Origin of the sequence: Streptomyces sp. NPDC079141, assembly GCF_040686775.1 — a bacterium.
Classification (GTDB): domain Bacteria; phylum Actinomycetota; class Actinomycetes; order Streptomycetales; family Streptomycetaceae; genus Streptomyces.
This window is the reverse complement of the sequence record NZ_JBFBLP010000004.1, coordinates 213,659-229,021: the sequence shown is the minus strand read 5'-3', so window position 1 is coordinate 229,021 and position 15,363 is coordinate 213,659. Positions and strand designations below refer to the sequence as shown.

Below are 15,363 nucleotides of genomic sequence, written 5' to 3'. Positions count from 1 at the left end.
CCTGAGATTCGCGACGACTCCGAGCGCGTCGTTTGGCACCGGTCCCCGCGAGGGGAGGGACCGGTGCCGAACGACGCGGCATGCGTTCACCGAAGCCTCCTCCTTCTTGCCGCTTGCCGTGCGGCGCCGTACCTTCGTTTCTGACGAACCGTCAGATGCTGTGTTGCGCGAGGCGGGAGGTAGCCGGCGTGGTCGACAACCTGAGCGGCACCAGGGAACTGCCCAAGGTCATCAGCGTGGACGATCACGTGATCGAGCCCGCGCATCTCTTCGAGACATGGCTCCCGGCCAAGTACCGGGACAAAGGCCCCAAACCGCTCACCGCCGGGATCGGGGAGCTCGCCTACGTCGGCGGGAAGTACCGGTTCACCACCGACCCCGACGGGCAGCTCACCGACTGGTGGGAGTACGAGGGCGAGCTCTTCCCGTACAAGCGCATCATCGCGGCCGTCGGTTTCTCGCGGGACGAGATGACGCTCGACGGGATCACGCGCGAGCAGATGCGGCGGGGCTGCTGGGATCCGAAGGCCCGCCTGGAGGACATGGACATGAACCATGTCGAGGCCTCGCTCTGCTTCCCGACCTTCCCGCGGTTCTGCGGCCAGACCTTCGCCGAGGCCAAGGACAAGGAGGTCGGGCTCGCCTGTGTGCGCGCCTACAACGACTGGATGGTCGAGGAGTGGTGCGGTGACAGCGGCGGGCGGCTGATCCCGCTGTGCCTCATCCCGCTGTGGGACGTGGACCTGGCCGTCGCGGAGATCCGGCGCAACGCGGCCCGCGGGGTGCGGGCGGTGACGTTCAGCGAGATCCCGACGTATCTGGGGCTGCCGTCGATCCACTCCGGCTACTGGGACCCCTTCTTCGCGGCCTGCGAGGAGACGGGGACCGTGGTGAACATGCACATCGGGTCCTCCTCGCAGATGCCGGCGGCCTCCCCGGACGCCCCGCCGGCCGTCCAGGCCTCGCTGAGCTTCAACAACGCGATGGCCTCGATGATGGACTTCCTCTTCTCCGGGGTCCTGGTGAAGTTCCCGCGGCTCAAGCTCGCCTACAGCGAGGGGCAGATGGGCTGGATCCCGTACGCCCTGGAGCGCGCCGACGACGTCTGGGAGGAGCACCGGGCCTGGGGCGGGGTGAAGGACCTGATTCCGGAGCCGCCCTCGACGTACTACTACCGGCAGATCTTCTGCTGCTTCTTCCGGGACAAGCACGGCATCGAGGCGATCGACACCGTGGGCGTGGACAACGCGACCTTCGAGACGGACTATCCGCACGTCGACTCGACCTGGCCGCACACCAAGGAGGTCGCGGCCGAGCATGTGGCCGGGCTGCCCGACGACGTGACGTACAAGCTGCTGCGGGGCAACGCGATCCGGATGCTGGAGCTGTCCTTCGACCGCTGATTCGGGGGCGGGCGGCAGGGGCAGTCACCTCCTGAAGGTGCCCGCTTGCCCCCTGGAGTGGTTATGAAGGTCTCCGTTGACTCCGAGCTGTGTTACGGATCCGGTGAATGCGTCTACCGCGTTCCGTCCGTCTTCACCGTGGAGGACGGATTCGGTGCCGTCGTGGCCGGCCGTGAGGACACCGGCGACGACCCGGAGGTGCGGGAAGCCGCCGAGAAGTGCCCCTCCCAGGCCATCCTCATCCGAAACGCCAGCTGAGGGAGGCCAGCGACCGCGCCCTGGCCTCCGCCACGGCCATCCGCGCCCCGCGCTCGGCGGGATCGACGTGCGAGGCCTGACCCGTGGCCTGCCCCTCCCACTTGCGGTACAGCAGCCCCACCTCCGCCGAGAACCAGCCGCGGCTCACGGCGTTCAGGGCGAGGAGCAGTCCGGTGTCCTCGGACGCCGGCAGGGCCATCCACCCGCCGAGGGCGAGCAGGAGATCCCGGCGGACGAAGAGGGAGGCCGGGTGGACCGGGGCGCGGAAGTCGTTCACCGTCCAGAAGTCGAGGACGGTGCCGGGCTCGATCGGGCCCTCGTCGGGATCGCCGGGGAAGCCGACCGTGGAGCCGTCCGGCAGCAGGTCCAGGACGCGGGAGGTCGCCCAGCCGAGCCCGGGGTCGCCTTCGAGGGCGGCCAGATCGCGGGCCAGCGCGCCCGGCGTGAGCAGGTCGTCGGCGTCCAGGACCTTCACGTACTCGCCGTCGGCGTGCGCAAGCGCGATGGTGCGGGCGACGCCGGGTCCGCCGGGCCGGCCCTGCCGGAAGGTGATGCGGGCGTCCTCGGGGACGTACGGGGAGACGTCGTCGCTCGTCCCGTCCTCCTGGACGACCCAGTGCCACTCCCAGCCCGCGGGCAGCTCCTGCGCGCACAGCGACTTGTGGGCCTCGGGCAGAAAGGGGGCCGAGGGGCCGTGGACAGCGGTGACGATGATGATGCGCCGGCTCACCGCGCACTCACCACCTTTCCAGGTGCGTGGTGAACAGCAGTTCCGTGCGGTCGCCGGGCAGCGTGACATGGGAAACGTCCACGACACGGTCGTGGATGTCGTACGAAGTCTTGTGCAGCAGGATCACCGGTACCCCGGCCGGCAGCTGGAGTTCGCTTGCCTCCTGGGGCGTGGGCGGGCGGGCGGTGACGCGTTCCTCGACGCGGTCCACCTCGATGCCCAGGGTGCTCAACTGGTGCTGTGTGCCTCCGGGCCAGGGCTCGTTGCCCGCGTCCAGGAGGTCGGGGTTCGGCGCGACCAGGTCGCGCGGGAGGTAGGAGGTGACGAGGCTGAACGGGGCGCTCTCGGTCGCGTGGCGCGTCCGGTAGCGGCGTCTGAGCAGAGGGGTGCCTTCGGGGAGACCGAACGCGGCGGCGAGCTCTTCGGGGGCCGCGACCACGTCGTACTCGGCGTGGAAGACCAGGTCCCGGGAGTTCAGGCCGGTGTCGTGCTCGGTAGATCCCGTGCTGCATCGCTCGGACTGCGGCCGGCGTGCCCGGTTCTTCTCCCACTGGTGGCGCCGGTTGTCGCGGACCGCGGGCGTGCGAGGCATGTGTCCAGGCTACGGCTGCGGTACAACGGGCTCGGCCACTCATTCGAGTGATCGGGTCCGGGGCGGGCCGGTGCTGTGCGCACAGTTCGCCGTGACGGACGGGGAGGAAGAGCCGCGGGGGCGCTCACCGGTGGGCCGGGAGCTCGGCGGCGTCGCACGCCTGGGCCTCCGCGTCCGCGGCCTGCTCCGCTTCGGTGTCCTCGACGGAGCGGTGGCGGCAGCTGGGGGACTTGCCGTGGGCCTCGGCGCTGATGCGCTGCTTCATCGTGGGAGGCAGTGACCTGGCATGGGCCCAGACCCAGTGGGACATCGCCGGCACCGCGATGTGCGCGGCGGTGCTGCTGTCGCTGTTGCGGGTGGTCTCGGTCTGCGGTACGGCCGCGGCGGTGGCCGTCGTGACGAGTCCGAGCGTCGTGCAGAGCGCCAGGAAGGCGGTGACGACGGCGGTCCACAGCTTCATGACCTTGTTCCGGGCCATGGCCCCTCACTTTCGGGTTTGGGCGATTTGCGTACTTTCCTCATGATGTGTATGGAGGCTGCGAAGTGGTGGACCGACGCCCGTGGCGCGTCGATCTTCAGATGAACACCACTCGGATGGGTGCAAGAGGCCCGAAACGTGCGGAAGAAGGGAGGAAGAGGGGCGAAAGGTGACGTTCCGTAGGGGTGTGATCACCCTCCGATCGGAGCGCAGGCGTCCGGTCCTACTGCGGTGTTCCGGGCGGGAGTTGAGCGTCGACGCAGGTCACCGATCGATATCGGTCGGTGTGTATAGTCGGGCGCCAGAGGTCCCCTACGTCAACGAAAGACGAGGTCGCGCGGTGAAGAAGCTTCTCCTGGTCGCACTGGCCGCCATCGGCGGGCTCCTCGTGTACCGCCAGATCCAGGCGGATCGCGCCGAGCAGGATCTGTGGACGGAGGCGACTGACTCCGTGCCCACGGGTTCGTGAGTATCGACAACCGAATCTGAACAGACCCCGGCCGTTGTAGCGGTCGGGGTTTTGTGTTGCCGGGCCGCTGCGCATCGGGGAGTTGCATCGGGGCGTTTCGGACGCTCGTACGGATTGTGCGGGTGCCGTGCGGCCGGGGTGGGCAGGATGGGGCACGTCCCAGGGTCCGGCGACGACAAGGGGTGGCGCGTGATGGGGCGGCGTACGGCGTGGTGGCGGGCGGTGTGCCGGTTCGGCGGGCCGCGCGCGGTCGTCGTGGCGGCGGTGCTGTGCGGCACGGTGGTCGCCCTGCCCGGCCGGCCCGCGGTTGCGGCGGACGCCCCGAGCCCGTATGCCTTCGCTCCGGACGCCCGTTCCGTCACGGGCGCGGCGAGCACCGCGGACGCCGAGCCTCTGGAGCCCGGACGGGCGTACAAGAGCTCGCTGCCCGTCAGCGGCGACGCCTACTACCGCATCGAACTCGACGCCACGTCGAACGCCTACGTCTCCGCCACCGCCGTTCCCCCGTCGGACGCCACGGTCTCCGCCTCCGACGGGGTCCGCATCTCGGTGCAGGACGCCGACGGCCGCTCCTGCTCCTTCGAGACGGAGAACTTCGCCGGCGGCAGCAGCAGCCCGCACCCGATCACGGCCGTGGCCGTGCGGGAGATCTCCCCCACCCGCACGCGCTGCGCGGGCGCAGGCCTGTACTACGTGATCGTCGAGCGCGTCGGTACGACGGCTCCCGGCGACGTCGCCTGGGACCTGGAGCTCGCCGCGTTCTCGGAGCCGCCCCTGGAGCGGGCCGACGCCACGACCGCCCCCGAGAGCTGGAACTCCGCCTCGCCCGAGCCGGTCACCGGCGAGCCCGAACGCCGGGCCGGCGGAGCGGGATTCGCCTCCGCGGTCTCGGTGGGGCAGGGCGCCTGGCGCTCCGACGTCGAGCCCGGACAGACCGTCTTCTACAAGGTGCCGGTCGGCTGGGGACGGCAGGTGTACGCCTCGGCCGAGCTGGCCGGTTCGGCCGAGGGCTCCCGCGTGGCCGTCGGCGCGCTGGAGCTGTCGCTCCACAACCCCGTGCGCGCTCCCCTCGACGAGGAGAGCCTCAACTACGACGGCGGCCAGGCCTCCGCCACGCTCGAACCGCTGCCCCCGGTCGCCCACGAGAACCGGTACGCAGGCACCGACCGCGTGAGCGGCATGCGGTTCGCCGGCTCCTACTACCTCGTGGTGCATGTCGCCGCCCGGGTGGCCGAGCGGTTCGGGGACGGGCCGTTCGCGGTGACGCTGCGCGTGCGGCTGACGGGGACGGCGCGGAGCGGGCCGGGGTACGACGGGCAGTTCGAGCCGCAGGACGTTTTCGCACCGGTCGTGGGGGAGCCGGGGGGCGCGGTGCCGGGGGGCCTGACGCCGAGTGGCGGGGGCGGCGGTGCGGGGGACGACACCGTCATGACCGTGATCGCGGTGAGCGGGATCGGCGGCGGCACGGTGGTACTGGCCGTGCTCGGGGTGTGGACGGTCGTGGGGCGCCGGAGGGCGCGTTCTCAGATCTGGGCCAGTGCCCAGAAACCCGTGGCGTAGCAGATCAGCGCGAGCAGCAGCAGCGGTATCGCCACCTTCGCGGGCGGCCCTGGGCGGCGGCGCGCGGCGCGGCGGCGGGCGGCTCGGGGGCCGGGGTGGGGTGCGGCGTGGGGTCCGGGGCGGGGCTGGGGCCGGGGCAGGGTCTGCGGCTCGGAAATTGGCTGCGCGGAAGGTGGAACCTGCGGGTCCTGAGCGGTGTACGAAGCAGTAGAGGCATCGACGGGTTGGTGCGTGGGGTACTGCGGGGTGTACGGCCGGGGGGAGGACAGAACATGGGTGGGCTGGTGGGGGGTCTGTGGCTGTGGCTGGGGCGGCTGCAGGGGTGGTTGTGGCTGTGGCTGAGGCCGTACGGGCGGCGGCAGGTGGAAGCTGCCGGTGTCCGACATGGGGGACGGCTGCTGGTGCGGCTGCTGGGACGGCTGCTGTGGCTGGGAGGCATCGGGCGCCGGCCGCGGGCCGGGCACGCCTTGCCGGGGGTCGGACGGTACGGCGGAGGCATGGCGGCCCGTCGATGTGGAGCCCGTGGGCACGGAGCCCGTAGCCCCGGAACCCGTAGGCGCAGCGCCCGTCCCGGTCTGCGAACGAGCCGTCCCGGTACCGGTCTCCACGCCCGGCGCCTGCTTGAGGGGGCCCTCGGGCGCGAACCCCTTCGGGAGCGGGCCGAGTTGGTCGAAGATCTCGATCAGCTCGTCGTCGGGCCCGGGCTCCGGCAGCAGCTCTACGGCCGAGGCGAGCGCCTTGCGCGCCCCCGTGGCCGTGCGGAACCGCGCCTGCGGATCCGGCTGGAGCAGGGTCGCCACAACCTGCCACAGCGGCTCGGGAATCCCCTGGGGCGCGCTCGGCGTCCCGTGCGCCGCGAAGTACTGGACGAGAGCCTTGGCATCAGGCTTGGCGCCCTCCAGCAGATACAGCGCGACCAGGCCCACGGCGAACAGGTCGGCGGGGAAGTCCGGCTCCGCGCCCAGCAGTTGCTCGGGAGCGAGGTAACCAGGGGTACCCACCACGAGGTTGGTCTCGGTCAGCCGCGGTTCGCCCAGCCGCATCGCGATGCCGAAGTCGGACAGCCGCAGCCGCGGCCGCCCCGTGCCGGTGGCCTCCAGCAGCACGTTGGCGGGCTTGATGTCGCGGTGCACGACGCCTTCCGCGTGCACGGCGGCCAGGCCCGCGAGGAGCTGGTCGAGCAGGGTGCAGACGAAGGCGGGCGGCAGGGGGCCGTAGTCCCCGACCAGGTGGACCAGCGAGCCGCCGGCGACCAGGTCCATCGTGAACAGGACCTTGTCGTCGTCGGCGGCCCAGCTGGCGGGGGCGAGCACATGGGGGTGGTCGATACGGAGGGCCTGTTCGCGCACGAAGCGCAGCAGGGAGTGCGCGTCGCTCTGCTGGAGCACCTTGGCGGCCACGTAACGGCGGCGGCGGTGGTCGAAGGCGCGCCAGACGGCGCCCACTCCTCCGCGTCCGATCGGGTCGACCAGTTCGTACCGCCCGGCGAAGACCTCACCCATGGCTGTGCGTCGCTCCTCCCCCTCCGCTTACCCCCCCTTGCTTCCCCCTCGACGAGCGATACGACTCCCCCTTGTGCCCCCTCGTGCCTTCTCGGCGGTGCGTCCGGCCGGCGAACCCCCTCCGGCGGCCGGACGCGGGGGTCAGCTCTGGTGGGACTGGTAGTGCGCGACAGCGTCGGACGTGCGGCCGGCGCCGTACACCCGGAGGAACTCTGCCAGCTCCGGGTGGCTCGGGGCGAGGGTGTCCGCGGCATCGATGATGTCCCCGGCGGCGGCGACCGAGCGCAGCAGCGACTGGATCTCACGGACCACGCGCTTGACGGTGGGCGCCCCCGAGCTGCTCGTCGACTGCGTGGTGTTGCTGAGCACCGAGCCCCCCTGCGACTTCTTGATCTCCTCCATGCGCTCGGTGGCCTCGGCCGCGCTCACGCTGCCGTCGGCCACCTGCCCCGCCAGGTCCTGCAGCAGCTGTACGCGCTGGACCACGGCCGGGTTGCCGATCTTCGCCCGCTGGCCGCTCATCAGCTGTGACAGCATCGGTGCGGACAGTCCCAGTACCCCCGCGAGACGTGCCTGGTTGAGACCAAGATCGTCTATGAGCTTACGGAAGAGCGCCCCCAGCGGCTCCCCGTACCAGTTCCGCTGCAGTTCCCGCGCTCTTGCGGTGGCTTCCTGCTGTGCGGCGTCCATTGCGTCTCCCCATCGCTTCCCCAGAACCGCGGTTCGCTGTCGCGAACCACGCGGAGCATCTTACGGAGAGTGGTCGGCCATCGGGACCCCCAATCTTTTTGCGAGATACAGGGGGTGACCCGGTACTCTGGTTCGCGACGCCCACCGGTTGTGTGGTTCTTCCGGTCGGACGTCCCTTTCACGGGGCCTTAGCTCAGTTGGTAGAGCGCTGTCTTTGCATGGCAGATGTCAGGGGTTCGACTCCCCTAGGCTCCACCTGTGAAATGCCCTCTGAACTGCGGAAACGTGGTTTCAGGGGGCATTTTTGGTGCGCCCGGGCATTCGACGACGCAGTCCGGCGGGCGTTTCACGTGAAACGCCCGCCGGACTGCGTCGGATCAGCTGGGTTCGGTTCAGCGGCGCTCGTCGCGGTCCGCGGCCTCCTCCTCGGCCTGCTTGGCCTGGACCTCAGGGTCGAGGACGGAACCGTCCACCGAGGTCAGATGGCTCGCCTCGGGTACCTCCGTGGCGGCGGGCGGCTCGACCAGCCAGTCCGGGTTGGCCTGCTTGTCCCACCACTTCCAGGCGAGGAAGGCACCGCCCGCGAGGATGCCCAGCAGCGCCAACCCCTTCGCGAGCCGGCCGGCGCGTGCCCGCCGCTCGTGCTGACGGGCCAGCTTCCGGATCTCCTCGGGCGTTACCTGTCCGCGCAGCGCGGCCAGCGCGGCGATACTGCGTGCGGTGGCCTCGTCCCTGACGGGCCCCGCCGCTGCCACGGCCTGTTCCAGCTTCGGCATCGAGTAGTCGGCCGCCTGCCGGGCAGCCTCACGGGTACGGACGGCAGCCTCATGGGCGGCATGATCGATCTTCGGCGGCACATGGGTACGGGCCTGCTCCAGACGTGGCGCGACATGGGCGCCGTACTGCACGCGGGCCTGCTCAGCGGCCAGCGTCACCTTCGGCGCGATGCGCACGCGTGCTTCGTGCGCGTAGTGCGCAGCCCTGTCCTTGGCCGTGTCGGCGTAGGGCGCCACCACTTCCGCGGCGTGCAGCACGCTGTCCTTCGCCGAGCCGGTCGCGGCGCGCACGCTGTCGATGCGGGTCACGGGATCCTCCTCCTCGGTGGCGTACGGTATTTCGACTTTCCACCCTTTTACGGATCATGCCTTCGAATGAACGCAAGAGCATGTGAGGGCGGGCATCCGGGTCACACACAGATGAATACGGGGCAACAGGACCTTGTCGTCGACAATGCCACGGATCGCCGCTCCGCGCCCCCGGCCCGGGTCCACTCGACCGGATTTCTGCAAGGATCGAGGGGTCACCACAAGACATGAAGACAACGGAAGGCAGACCGTGGCCGAGCAGCTCTACGCCACCCTCAAGACCAACCACGGCGACATCGAACTCCGGCTTCTGCCGAACCACGCGCCCAAGACAGTCCGTAACTTCGTCGAACTCGCCAAGGGCGAGCGTGAGTGGACCAACCCGGTGACCGGCGAGAGGTCCGCCAAGCCGCTCTACGACGGCACGATCTTCCACCGCGTCCTCGGCGGCTTCATGATCCAGGGCGGCGACCCGCTGGGCACCGGCATCGGCGGCCCCGGCTACGAATTCGCGGACGAGTTCCACCCCGACCTGCGCTTCGACAAGCCGTACCTGCTGGCCATGGCGAACGCCGGCCCGGGCACCAACGGCTCGCAGTTCTTCATCACCGTCGCCCCGGCCGTGCACCTGAACCGCAAGCACACGATCTTCGGCGAGGTCGCCGGCCCGGCGGGCCAGAAGGTCGTCGACGCCATCGCGGCCCTGCCGACCAACCCGCACACCAACCGCCCGGTCAAGGACGTCGTCATCGAGTCGATCGTCGTCGAGACCCGCGAGCGCTGACACCCCGCCCGCCGACCGGACCCCGGGCGGCGCCGAAGGGAACCAAACGCCCCGCCCAACCGTAAGGATGAGCGGGGCGGGTGCATGCAGGACGACGACTTAGGGGATCTCATGGACCAGGCGCCAGACAGCTCGCACCAGGCCCAGGGCCTGCCCGGCTGCTACCGCCACCCGGACCGCGAGACCGGCATCCGCTGTACCCGCTGCGAGCGCCCGATCTGCCCCGAGTGCATGGTCAGCGCCTCCGTCGGCTTCCAGTGCCCCGACTGCGTCCGCAACGGCTCCGGCACGGGACACGCGCCCGACGCCTCCCGCCCCCGCACGGTGGCGGGCGGCAACCTCACGGCGGACCCGCACCTGGTCACCAAGATCCTCATCGGCGTCTGCCTCGCGGCCTACTTGGTCCAGATGGCCGTCGGCGACCGCTTCACGGACAGCTTCGACCTCATCGGACACGCCTACGTCCCCCTCTTCGGGGATGTCGAGGGCGTCGCCGAAGGCCAGTCGTACCGGCTGCTGACGTCGATGTTCCTGCACGGCAGCGTCATCCACCTGCTGTTCAACATGCTCAGCCTCTGGTGGCTCGGCGGCCCCCTGGAAGCCGCCCTCGGCCGCGCCCGCTATCTCGCGCTCTTCTTCGTGTCCGGCCTGGCGGGCAGCGCCCTCGCCTACTTGCTGGCCGAACCGAACACCGCCACCCTCGGCGCCTCCGGCGCCATCTTCGGCCTCTTCGGCGCCACCGCCGTCCTGATGCGCCGCCTCAACTACGACATGCGCCCGATCATCGCCCTGCTGGTGATCAACCTGATCTTCACCTTCAGCTGGAGCGGCATCTCCTGGCAGGCCCACATCGGCGGCCTGGTGGCAGGCGTGGTGATCGGCTACGGCATGGTCCACGCCCCGCGTGAGCGGCGCGCGCTCGTCCAGTACGGCACCTGTGCCCTGGTGCTGGCCGTGATCGTCGGCCTCACCCTGTTGAGGACGGCGCAGCTCACCTGAGCGGCCTGTTGTCCACAGCCGGTGGCGGATCTTGTGCACACTGTGCGGGAACAGGTGTGCCCCCTGTCACTGACCTATGTTCTCGCAGGTCAGGCAGGGGGCGAACGTGTTTTCGATTGCCGGTACTTCCGTCACACCGGCGTCAACACCCGATGGGTTATCCACAGATCGTCTTTCTTTTCCCCATGTGGAAAAAGGCTGTGGATAACTCAGTGGATAGCCCTGGGCAGAGGTATGTTCACCGCCCCGTGGCCGTCACTTCCACTGAGTGGAGACGCCGAATCCGGCGGCGATGAAGCCGAAGCCCACCACGATGTTCCAGTTGCCGAGCGCGTCAATGGGAAGCGAGCCGTCGGTCACGTAGAACACGACGATCCAGGCCAGCCCGATGACGAACATGGCCAGCATGACCGGTGCGACCCAGCCGCGGTTGGTCAGCTTGATGGCGGTCGCCTGCTTCGACGACGGCGGCGGCGTGTAGTCGGCCTTCTTGCGGATACGTGACTTCGGCACGAGGGTCTCTCCTGTCGATGCGCTGCGTGGCCGCGCAGGGAACTGTGGCTGGCTCGGGGCAGCGTACAAGGGGACACTGAGCGCTCCCCCGGGCGTCCGTTAGCGTAGTGCTTCCGTGGCGCTGAAGGAGATAAGGGTACGTTGAGCAATTCTGCCGACTCCCCCCGGCCGGGATCCAGTCCTGCCCGCGGGCGCCGCTTCCCGCCCGTGCGGGTGCTCACCGTGGGTGTCTTCGCTCTCGCGGGGCTCATTTTCTTCACGAGTTTCAACACGGCCAAGGGCACCAATATCCGCACGGACGACTCCTTGCTGAAGCTGTCGGACCTCATCCACGAGCGCAGCCTGAAGAACGGCGAACTGGACGAGTCCAACGCGGCCCTGCGGGACGACGTCGAGTCGCTGGCCGAGCGCGACGACGGCAGCACCAAGGCCGAGGACGAGAAACTCGCGGCCCTGGAGAAGAACGCGGGGACCCAGAAGCTGACCGGTGACGCGCTCACGGTCACGCTGAACGACGCTCCGCCGGACGCCACCGCGAAGCTGCCCGGCTACCCCGAGCCGCAGCCCGACTACCTGGTGATCCACCAGCAGGACCTCCAGGCCGTGGTGAACGCGCTGTGGCAGGGCGGGGCGAAGGGCATCAAGGTGATGGACCAGCGGCTGATCTCCACGAGCGCGGTGCGCTGCGTGGGCAACACCCTGATCCTCCAGGGCCGCGTCTACTCGCCGCCGTACAAGATCACGGCCGTCGGCGACCCGGACAAGCTCCAGAAGGCGCTCGCGGCGAGTCCGGCGATCCAGAACTACATGGTCTACGTGAATGTCTACGGCCTCGGCTGGAAAGTCACCGAGGACGGGACGGTGACTCTTCCCGGTTACTCGGGCACAGTGGATCTGCAGTACGCCCAGCCCGTGGAGTGAGACCCAGGAGCTGCCGGTGCGCGTAGTCGTCAGGACCGTCAGCGAGCTGTGCATCACCGTCGGCGCCGTGATCGTTCTCTTTGTCGTCTATGTGCTGTTCTGGACCGGCGTGAAGGCCGAGAACGTCATGGACGACCAGATCGACCAGCTCGAAGAGCAGTGGGCGCAGGGCAGCGTGCGGCCCACCCCGAGCGGTGCCGCCGCCACCAGCCCCCCGGAGCCGGCGGCGTACAGGAGCGGCAAGCCCTTCGCGATCATGTACATCCCGCGTCTTGGTTTCACGTGGAACAAGCCGGTGCTCGAAGGCACGGCCGCCGGCACCCTGAAGAAGGGCCTCGGGCACTACGCGCGGACCGCGCAGCTCGGGGAGAAGGGCAATTTCTCCGTCGCGGGGCACCGGCGCACCTACGGCGATCCGTTCAAGGACTTCCCCGAGCTGCGTCCCGGGGACGCGGTGGTGCTGACGGACGGCACGACCTGGTTCACGTACCGGATCGACAAAGGTCCCTACAAGACCGTGCCCAGTGATGTCGCGGTGGTCGATCCTGTGCCGCGGAAGTCGGGATACACGCGTGAGGGCCGCTATCTGACGCTCACCACATGCGATCCGGAGTGGGGGCACAGCCACCGGCTGATCGTGTGGGCGCATCTGGATGCCACACAGCCTGTGGAGGCCGGGAAACCTGCGGCCCTGCGCCGTTAGTCTGGTGGGCGGTACGGCGTGAGTCTGGTGCCGTGGCGCTACGGAAGGGACGGCATGTACGGCTGGATCTGGCGGCATCTGCCGGGAAACGCGTGGGTGAAGGCCCTGCTCTCACTGATGTTGGTCGTGGCCGTCGTCTACGTCCTTTTCCAGTACGTGTTTCCCTGGGCCGAGCCCATCCTCCCCTTCGGCGATGTGACGGTGGAAGACTAGTGAGCGCACGCATTCTGGTCGTCGACAACTACGACAGCTTCGTCTTCAACCTGGTCCAGTACCTGTACCAGCTGGGCGCCGAGTGCGAGGTGCTGCGCAACGACGAGGTGTCGACGGCGCACGCCCAGGACGGCTTCGACGGCGTCCTGCTGTCGCCGGGCCCGGGCAAGCCCGAGGAGGCCGGGGTCTGCATCGAGATGGTGCGCCACTGCGCCGCCACCGGTGTCCCCGTCTTCGGCGTCTGCCTGGGCATGCAGTCGATGCAGGTGGCGTACGGCGGTGTCGTGGACCGGGCGCCGGAGCTGCTGCACGGCAAGACCTCGCTCGTCGAGCACGGGGGCAAGGGCGTCTTCGCTGGCCTGCCCTCCCCGTTCACGGCCACCCGCTACCACTCGCTGGCCGCCGAGCCCAAGACCGTCCCGGCCGAGCTGGAAGTGACCGCGCGCACGCACGACGGCATCGTCATGGGCCTGCGCCACCGTGAACTCCCGGTCGAGGGCGTGCAGTTCCATCCGGAGTCGGTGCTGACCGAGCACGGCCACCGGATGCTGGCGAACTGGCTGGTGGAGTGCGGCGACCAGGGTGCCGTGGCGAGGTCGGCGGGGCTCGCCCCGGTGGTGGGCAGGGCCTCGGCGTGACCCAGCTGCGCCCCGAGCGCGAGTCCGGTGCCTCGTACGGGGAGCAGCCGTACGAGGACTCCGGTGCGCTCGGGGAGTGGCACGACAGCGCGTCGTACGAGGGTGACGCGGGGGCCGGTGAGCCGTGGATACCGCCCGCCGACGACGAGACGGTGGCGCTGCGGATACCGGACGGGTCCATATCCGCCTCTGCGGCCTCGTCGGCGTCCCCGGCGGCCTCCCCCGCCCCCGGCGGCCGTGCGGCCCGCAGAAAGGCCGCCAAGCGGCGCGGCGGGCGTCATGGAGGCGCGCCGGAGCCGGCCAAGTCCCCGCAGCCGGACGGCAGGCCGCTGTCCCGGGTGGAGGCCCGGCGGCAGGCGCGGGCCCGCAAGCCGAGTCCGGGCGTGGTCGCCAGCCGGGCGATCGGCGAGGTGTTCATCACCACCGGCGTGCTGATGCTGCTCTTCGTGAGCTACCAGCTGTGGTGGACCAACGTCCGCGCGCACGCGCAGGCGAACAAGGAGAAGAACAACCTCCAGGAGGAGTGGGAGAGCGGCGAGCGCAGCCCCGGGACCTTCGAGCCGGGCCAGGGCTTCGCCATCCTGCACATCCCCGAGCTCGACGTCGTCGTCCCGATCGCCGAGGGCATCAGCAACAAGAAGGTGCTCGACCGGGGCATGGTCGGCCACTACGGCGAGGGCGAGCTGAAGACGGCGATGCCGGACGCCAAGACGGGCAACTTCGGTCTCGCCGGCCACCGCAACACGCACGGCGAGCCGTTCCGGTACATCAACAAGCTCCAGCCGGGCGACCCGATCGTCGTGGAGACGCAGGACGAGTACTACGTCTACAAGATGGCGTCGATCCTGCCGGTGACGTCACCGAGCAATGTGAGCGTGCTGGACCCCGTTCCGAAGGACTCGGGCTTCACCGGTCCGGGCCGGTACATCACCCTCACCACGTGCACGCCGGAGTTCACCAGCAAGTACCGGATGATCGTGTGGGGCAAGATGGTCGAGGAACGGCCGCGCAGCAAGGGCAAGCCGGATGCGCTCGTCCAGTAAGGGCAGATGAACAGTGGCAGCGACCACCGAGCAGCAAGAGCTGATCGACCCTCCGGCCCCGCGCCGCCGGGGCACCGGCCGGATCGCGGCGGCGATCAGCGTCTTCGGTGAACTCCTCATCACGGCAGGCCTGGTACTGGGCCTGTTCGTCGTGTACTCCCTCTGGTGGACGAACGTCATCGCGGACCGCAAGGCGGACCAGCAGGGCGACAAGGTCCGCGACAGCTGGGCCCAGGAGGACGGCGGCGGCCCGGCCGCCTACGACTCCAAGAACGGCGTCGGCTTCCTGCACGTCCCCGCGATGAGCGGCGACGAGATCCTCGTGGAGAAGGGCACGACGTCGGAGATCCTCAACGACGGCGTCGCCGGCTACTACACCGACCCGGTCAAGGCGACCCTGCCCACCTCCGGCAAGAAGGGCAACTTCACCCTCGCCGCCCACCGCGACGGCCACGGCGCGAAGTTCCACAACATCGACAAGCTGGAGAAGGGCGACCCGATCGTCTTCGAGACGAAGGACAAGTGGTACGTCTACAAGGTCTACGCCTCCCTCCCGGAGACCTCGAAGTACAACGTCAAGGTCCTCGGCGCGGTCCCCAAGGAGTCGGGGAAGACCAAGGCGGGCCGCTACATCACCCTGACGACCTGCACCCCGGTGTACACCTCCCGCTACCGCTACATCGTGTGGGGCGAGCTGGAGCGGGTGGAGAAGGTGGACGAGCAGCGGACGCCGCCGAAGGAACTGCGCTAGCCGGAATAGCGGAAGTCCCGGAACCTCGAAG

At 69.6% G+C, this 15,363-nt stretch carries 19 protein-coding genes and 1 tRNA gene; 13 read left to right on the top strand and 7 right to left on the bottom strand.

Annotated features, from left to right (window positions below; all coding sequences use genetic code 11):
- Window positions 1-155: 155 nt before the first annotated feature.
- Both AB0Q90_RS15180 and AB0Q90_RS15175 read left to right on the top strand, forming a co-directional pair.
- Window positions 156-1,403 (top strand): amidohydrolase family protein, encoded by a 1,248-nt coding sequence (locus AB0Q90_RS15180; RefSeq protein WP_363162804.1) that lies wholly within the window; start codon window positions 156-158, stop codon window positions 1,401-1,403.
- A gap of 63 nt (window positions 1,404-1,466) precedes the next feature.
- The gene (locus tag AB0Q90_RS15175) at window positions 1,467-1,661 is read left to right on the top strand and encodes a ferredoxin (RefSeq protein WP_363162803.1); all 195 of its coding nucleotides are present in this window, start codon (window positions 1,467-1,469) and stop codon (window positions 1,659-1,661) included.
- On the opposite strand, the gene AB0Q90_RS15170 is transcribed toward AB0Q90_RS15175, so the two are convergent.
- The 3 genes from AB0Q90_RS15170 to AB0Q90_RS15160 form a co-directional block, all read right to left on the bottom strand.
- A complete protein-coding gene (locus AB0Q90_RS15170) occupies window positions 1,642-2,391 on the bottom strand; it encodes a glycosyltransferase family 2 protein (RefSeq protein WP_363162802.1) in 750 nt (249 codons plus the stop codon). The genes AB0Q90_RS15175 and AB0Q90_RS15170 overlap by 20 nt on opposite strands.
- A 7-nt stretch (window positions 2,392-2,398) precedes the next feature.
- Window positions 2,399-2,983, bottom strand: a complete 585-nt coding sequence (locus AB0Q90_RS15165) for a UTRA domain-containing protein (protein WP_363162801.1) — start codon at window positions 2,981-2,983, stop codon at window positions 2,399-2,401.
- Window positions 2,984-3,107: 124 nt separating this feature from the next.
- Window positions 3,108-3,461: a DUF6344 domain-containing protein gene (locus AB0Q90_RS15160; protein WP_363162800.1), complete on the bottom strand. Its 354-nt coding sequence runs from the start codon at window positions 3,459-3,461 to the stop codon at window positions 3,108-3,110.
- Window positions 3,462-3,801: 340 nt separating this feature from the next.
- Between AB0Q90_RS15160 and AB0Q90_RS15155 the strand changes: the two genes are divergently transcribed.
- Together AB0Q90_RS15155 and AB0Q90_RS15150 are read left to right on the top strand one after the other, a co-directional pair.
- Entirely contained in the window at window positions 3,802-3,930 is a 129-nt protein-coding gene (locus tag AB0Q90_RS15155) for a DLW-39 family protein (protein ID WP_003999697.1), read from the top strand.
- Window positions 3,931-4,077: 147 nt separating this feature from the next.
- The gene (locus AB0Q90_RS15150; protein WP_363162799.1) at window positions 4,078-5,490 is read left to right on the top strand and encodes a hypothetical protein; all 1,413 of its coding nucleotides are present in this window, start codon (window positions 4,078-4,080) and stop codon (window positions 5,488-5,490) included.
- On the opposite strand, the gene AB0Q90_RS15145 is transcribed toward AB0Q90_RS15150, so the two are convergent.
- Both AB0Q90_RS15145 and AB0Q90_RS15140 read right to left on the bottom strand, forming a co-directional pair.
- Complete coding sequence (locus AB0Q90_RS15145) at window positions 5,454-6,992, bottom strand: serine/threonine-protein kinase (RefSeq protein WP_363162798.1); 1,539 nt, start codon at window positions 6,990-6,992, stop codon at window positions 5,454-5,456. The two genes, AB0Q90_RS15150 and AB0Q90_RS15145, sit on opposite strands and share 37 nt — an antisense overlap.
- Window positions 6,993-7,133: 141 nt before the next feature.
- On the bottom strand, window positions 7,134-7,682 hold the full coding sequence (locus tag AB0Q90_RS15140; RefSeq protein WP_363162797.1) for a DNA-binding protein: 549 nt from the start codon (window positions 7,680-7,682) through the stop codon (window positions 7,134-7,136).
- A gap of 182 nt (window positions 7,683-7,864) precedes the next feature.
- On the opposite strand from AB0Q90_RS15140, the gene AB0Q90_RS15135 reads away from it, so the two are divergent.
- Window positions 7,865-7,937, top strand: a tRNA-Ala gene (locus AB0Q90_RS15135).
- 137 nt (window positions 7,938-8,074) lie between these two features.
- Here the strand turns inward: AB0Q90_RS15135 and AB0Q90_RS15130 are convergent.
- The gene (locus AB0Q90_RS15130; RefSeq protein ID WP_363162796.1) at window positions 8,075-8,767 is read right to left on the bottom strand and encodes a DUF5324 family protein; all 693 of its coding nucleotides are present in this window, start codon (window positions 8,765-8,767) and stop codon (window positions 8,075-8,077) included.
- A 250-nt stretch (window positions 8,768-9,017) separates the two neighbouring features.
- Here AB0Q90_RS15130 and AB0Q90_RS15125 point away from each other — a divergent pair, with 250 nt between their 5' ends.
- Together AB0Q90_RS15125 and AB0Q90_RS15120 are read left to right on the top strand one after the other, a co-directional pair.
- Entirely contained in the window at window positions 9,018-9,551 is a 534-nt protein-coding gene (locus AB0Q90_RS15125; RefSeq protein WP_363162795.1) for a peptidylprolyl isomerase, read from the top strand.
- Window positions 9,552-9,662: 111 nt separating this feature from the next.
- Window positions 9,663-10,550: a rhomboid family intramembrane serine protease gene (locus tag AB0Q90_RS15120; RefSeq protein ID WP_363162794.1), complete on the top strand. Its 888-nt coding sequence runs from the start codon at window positions 9,663-9,665 to the stop codon at window positions 10,548-10,550.
- A 255-nt stretch (window positions 10,551-10,805) separates the two neighbouring features.
- Here AB0Q90_RS15120 and crgA read toward each other — a convergent pair whose 3' ends face one another.
- Window positions 10,806-11,063, bottom strand: coding sequence for a cell division protein CrgA (crgA, locus tag AB0Q90_RS15115; RefSeq protein ID WP_363162793.1), 258 nt, complete (start codon window positions 11,061-11,063; stop codon window positions 10,806-10,808).
- 141 nt (window positions 11,064-11,204) lie between these two features.
- Here crgA and AB0Q90_RS15110 point away from each other — a divergent pair, with 141 nt between their 5' ends.
- From AB0Q90_RS15110 to AB0Q90_RS15085, 6 genes are read left to right on the top strand one after another with little or no spacing between them, the layout of a single operon-like run.
- Window positions 11,205-11,984 carry a DUF881 domain-containing protein gene (locus AB0Q90_RS15110; protein ID WP_363162792.1) on the top strand — a complete coding sequence of 260 codons (780 nt, stop codon included), beginning with the start codon at window positions 11,205-11,207 and terminating at the stop codon, window positions 11,982-11,984.
- A 16-nt stretch (window positions 11,985-12,000) separates the two neighbouring features.
- The gene (locus AB0Q90_RS15105; RefSeq protein WP_363162791.1) at window positions 12,001-12,687 is read left to right on the top strand and encodes a class E sortase; all 687 of its coding nucleotides are present in this window, start codon (window positions 12,001-12,003) and stop codon (window positions 12,685-12,687) included.
- 18 nt (window positions 12,688-12,705) lie between these two features.
- The gene (locus tag AB0Q90_RS15100) at window positions 12,706-12,900 is read left to right on the top strand and encodes a hypothetical protein (RefSeq protein WP_363162790.1); all 195 of its coding nucleotides are present in this window, start codon (window positions 12,706-12,708) and stop codon (window positions 12,898-12,900) included.
- Window positions 12,900-13,538 carry an aminodeoxychorismate/anthranilate synthase component II gene (locus AB0Q90_RS15095; protein WP_363162789.1) on the top strand — a complete coding sequence of 213 codons (639 nt, stop codon included), beginning with the start codon at window positions 12,900-12,902 and terminating at the stop codon, window positions 13,536-13,538. The genes AB0Q90_RS15100 and AB0Q90_RS15095 overlap by 1 nt, the downstream gene beginning before the upstream one ends.
- Window positions 13,535-14,581, top strand: coding sequence for a class E sortase (locus tag AB0Q90_RS15090; protein ID WP_363162788.1), 1,047 nt, complete (start codon window positions 13,535-13,537; stop codon window positions 14,579-14,581). Before AB0Q90_RS15095 ends, AB0Q90_RS15090 begins: the two co-directional genes overlap by 4 nt.
- A gap of 13 nt (window positions 14,582-14,594) precedes the next feature.
- Complete coding sequence (locus tag AB0Q90_RS15085) at window positions 14,595-15,332, top strand: class E sortase (RefSeq protein ID WP_363162787.1); 738 nt, start codon at window positions 14,595-14,597, stop codon at window positions 15,330-15,332.
- Window positions 15,333-15,363: the final 31 nt, after the last annotated feature.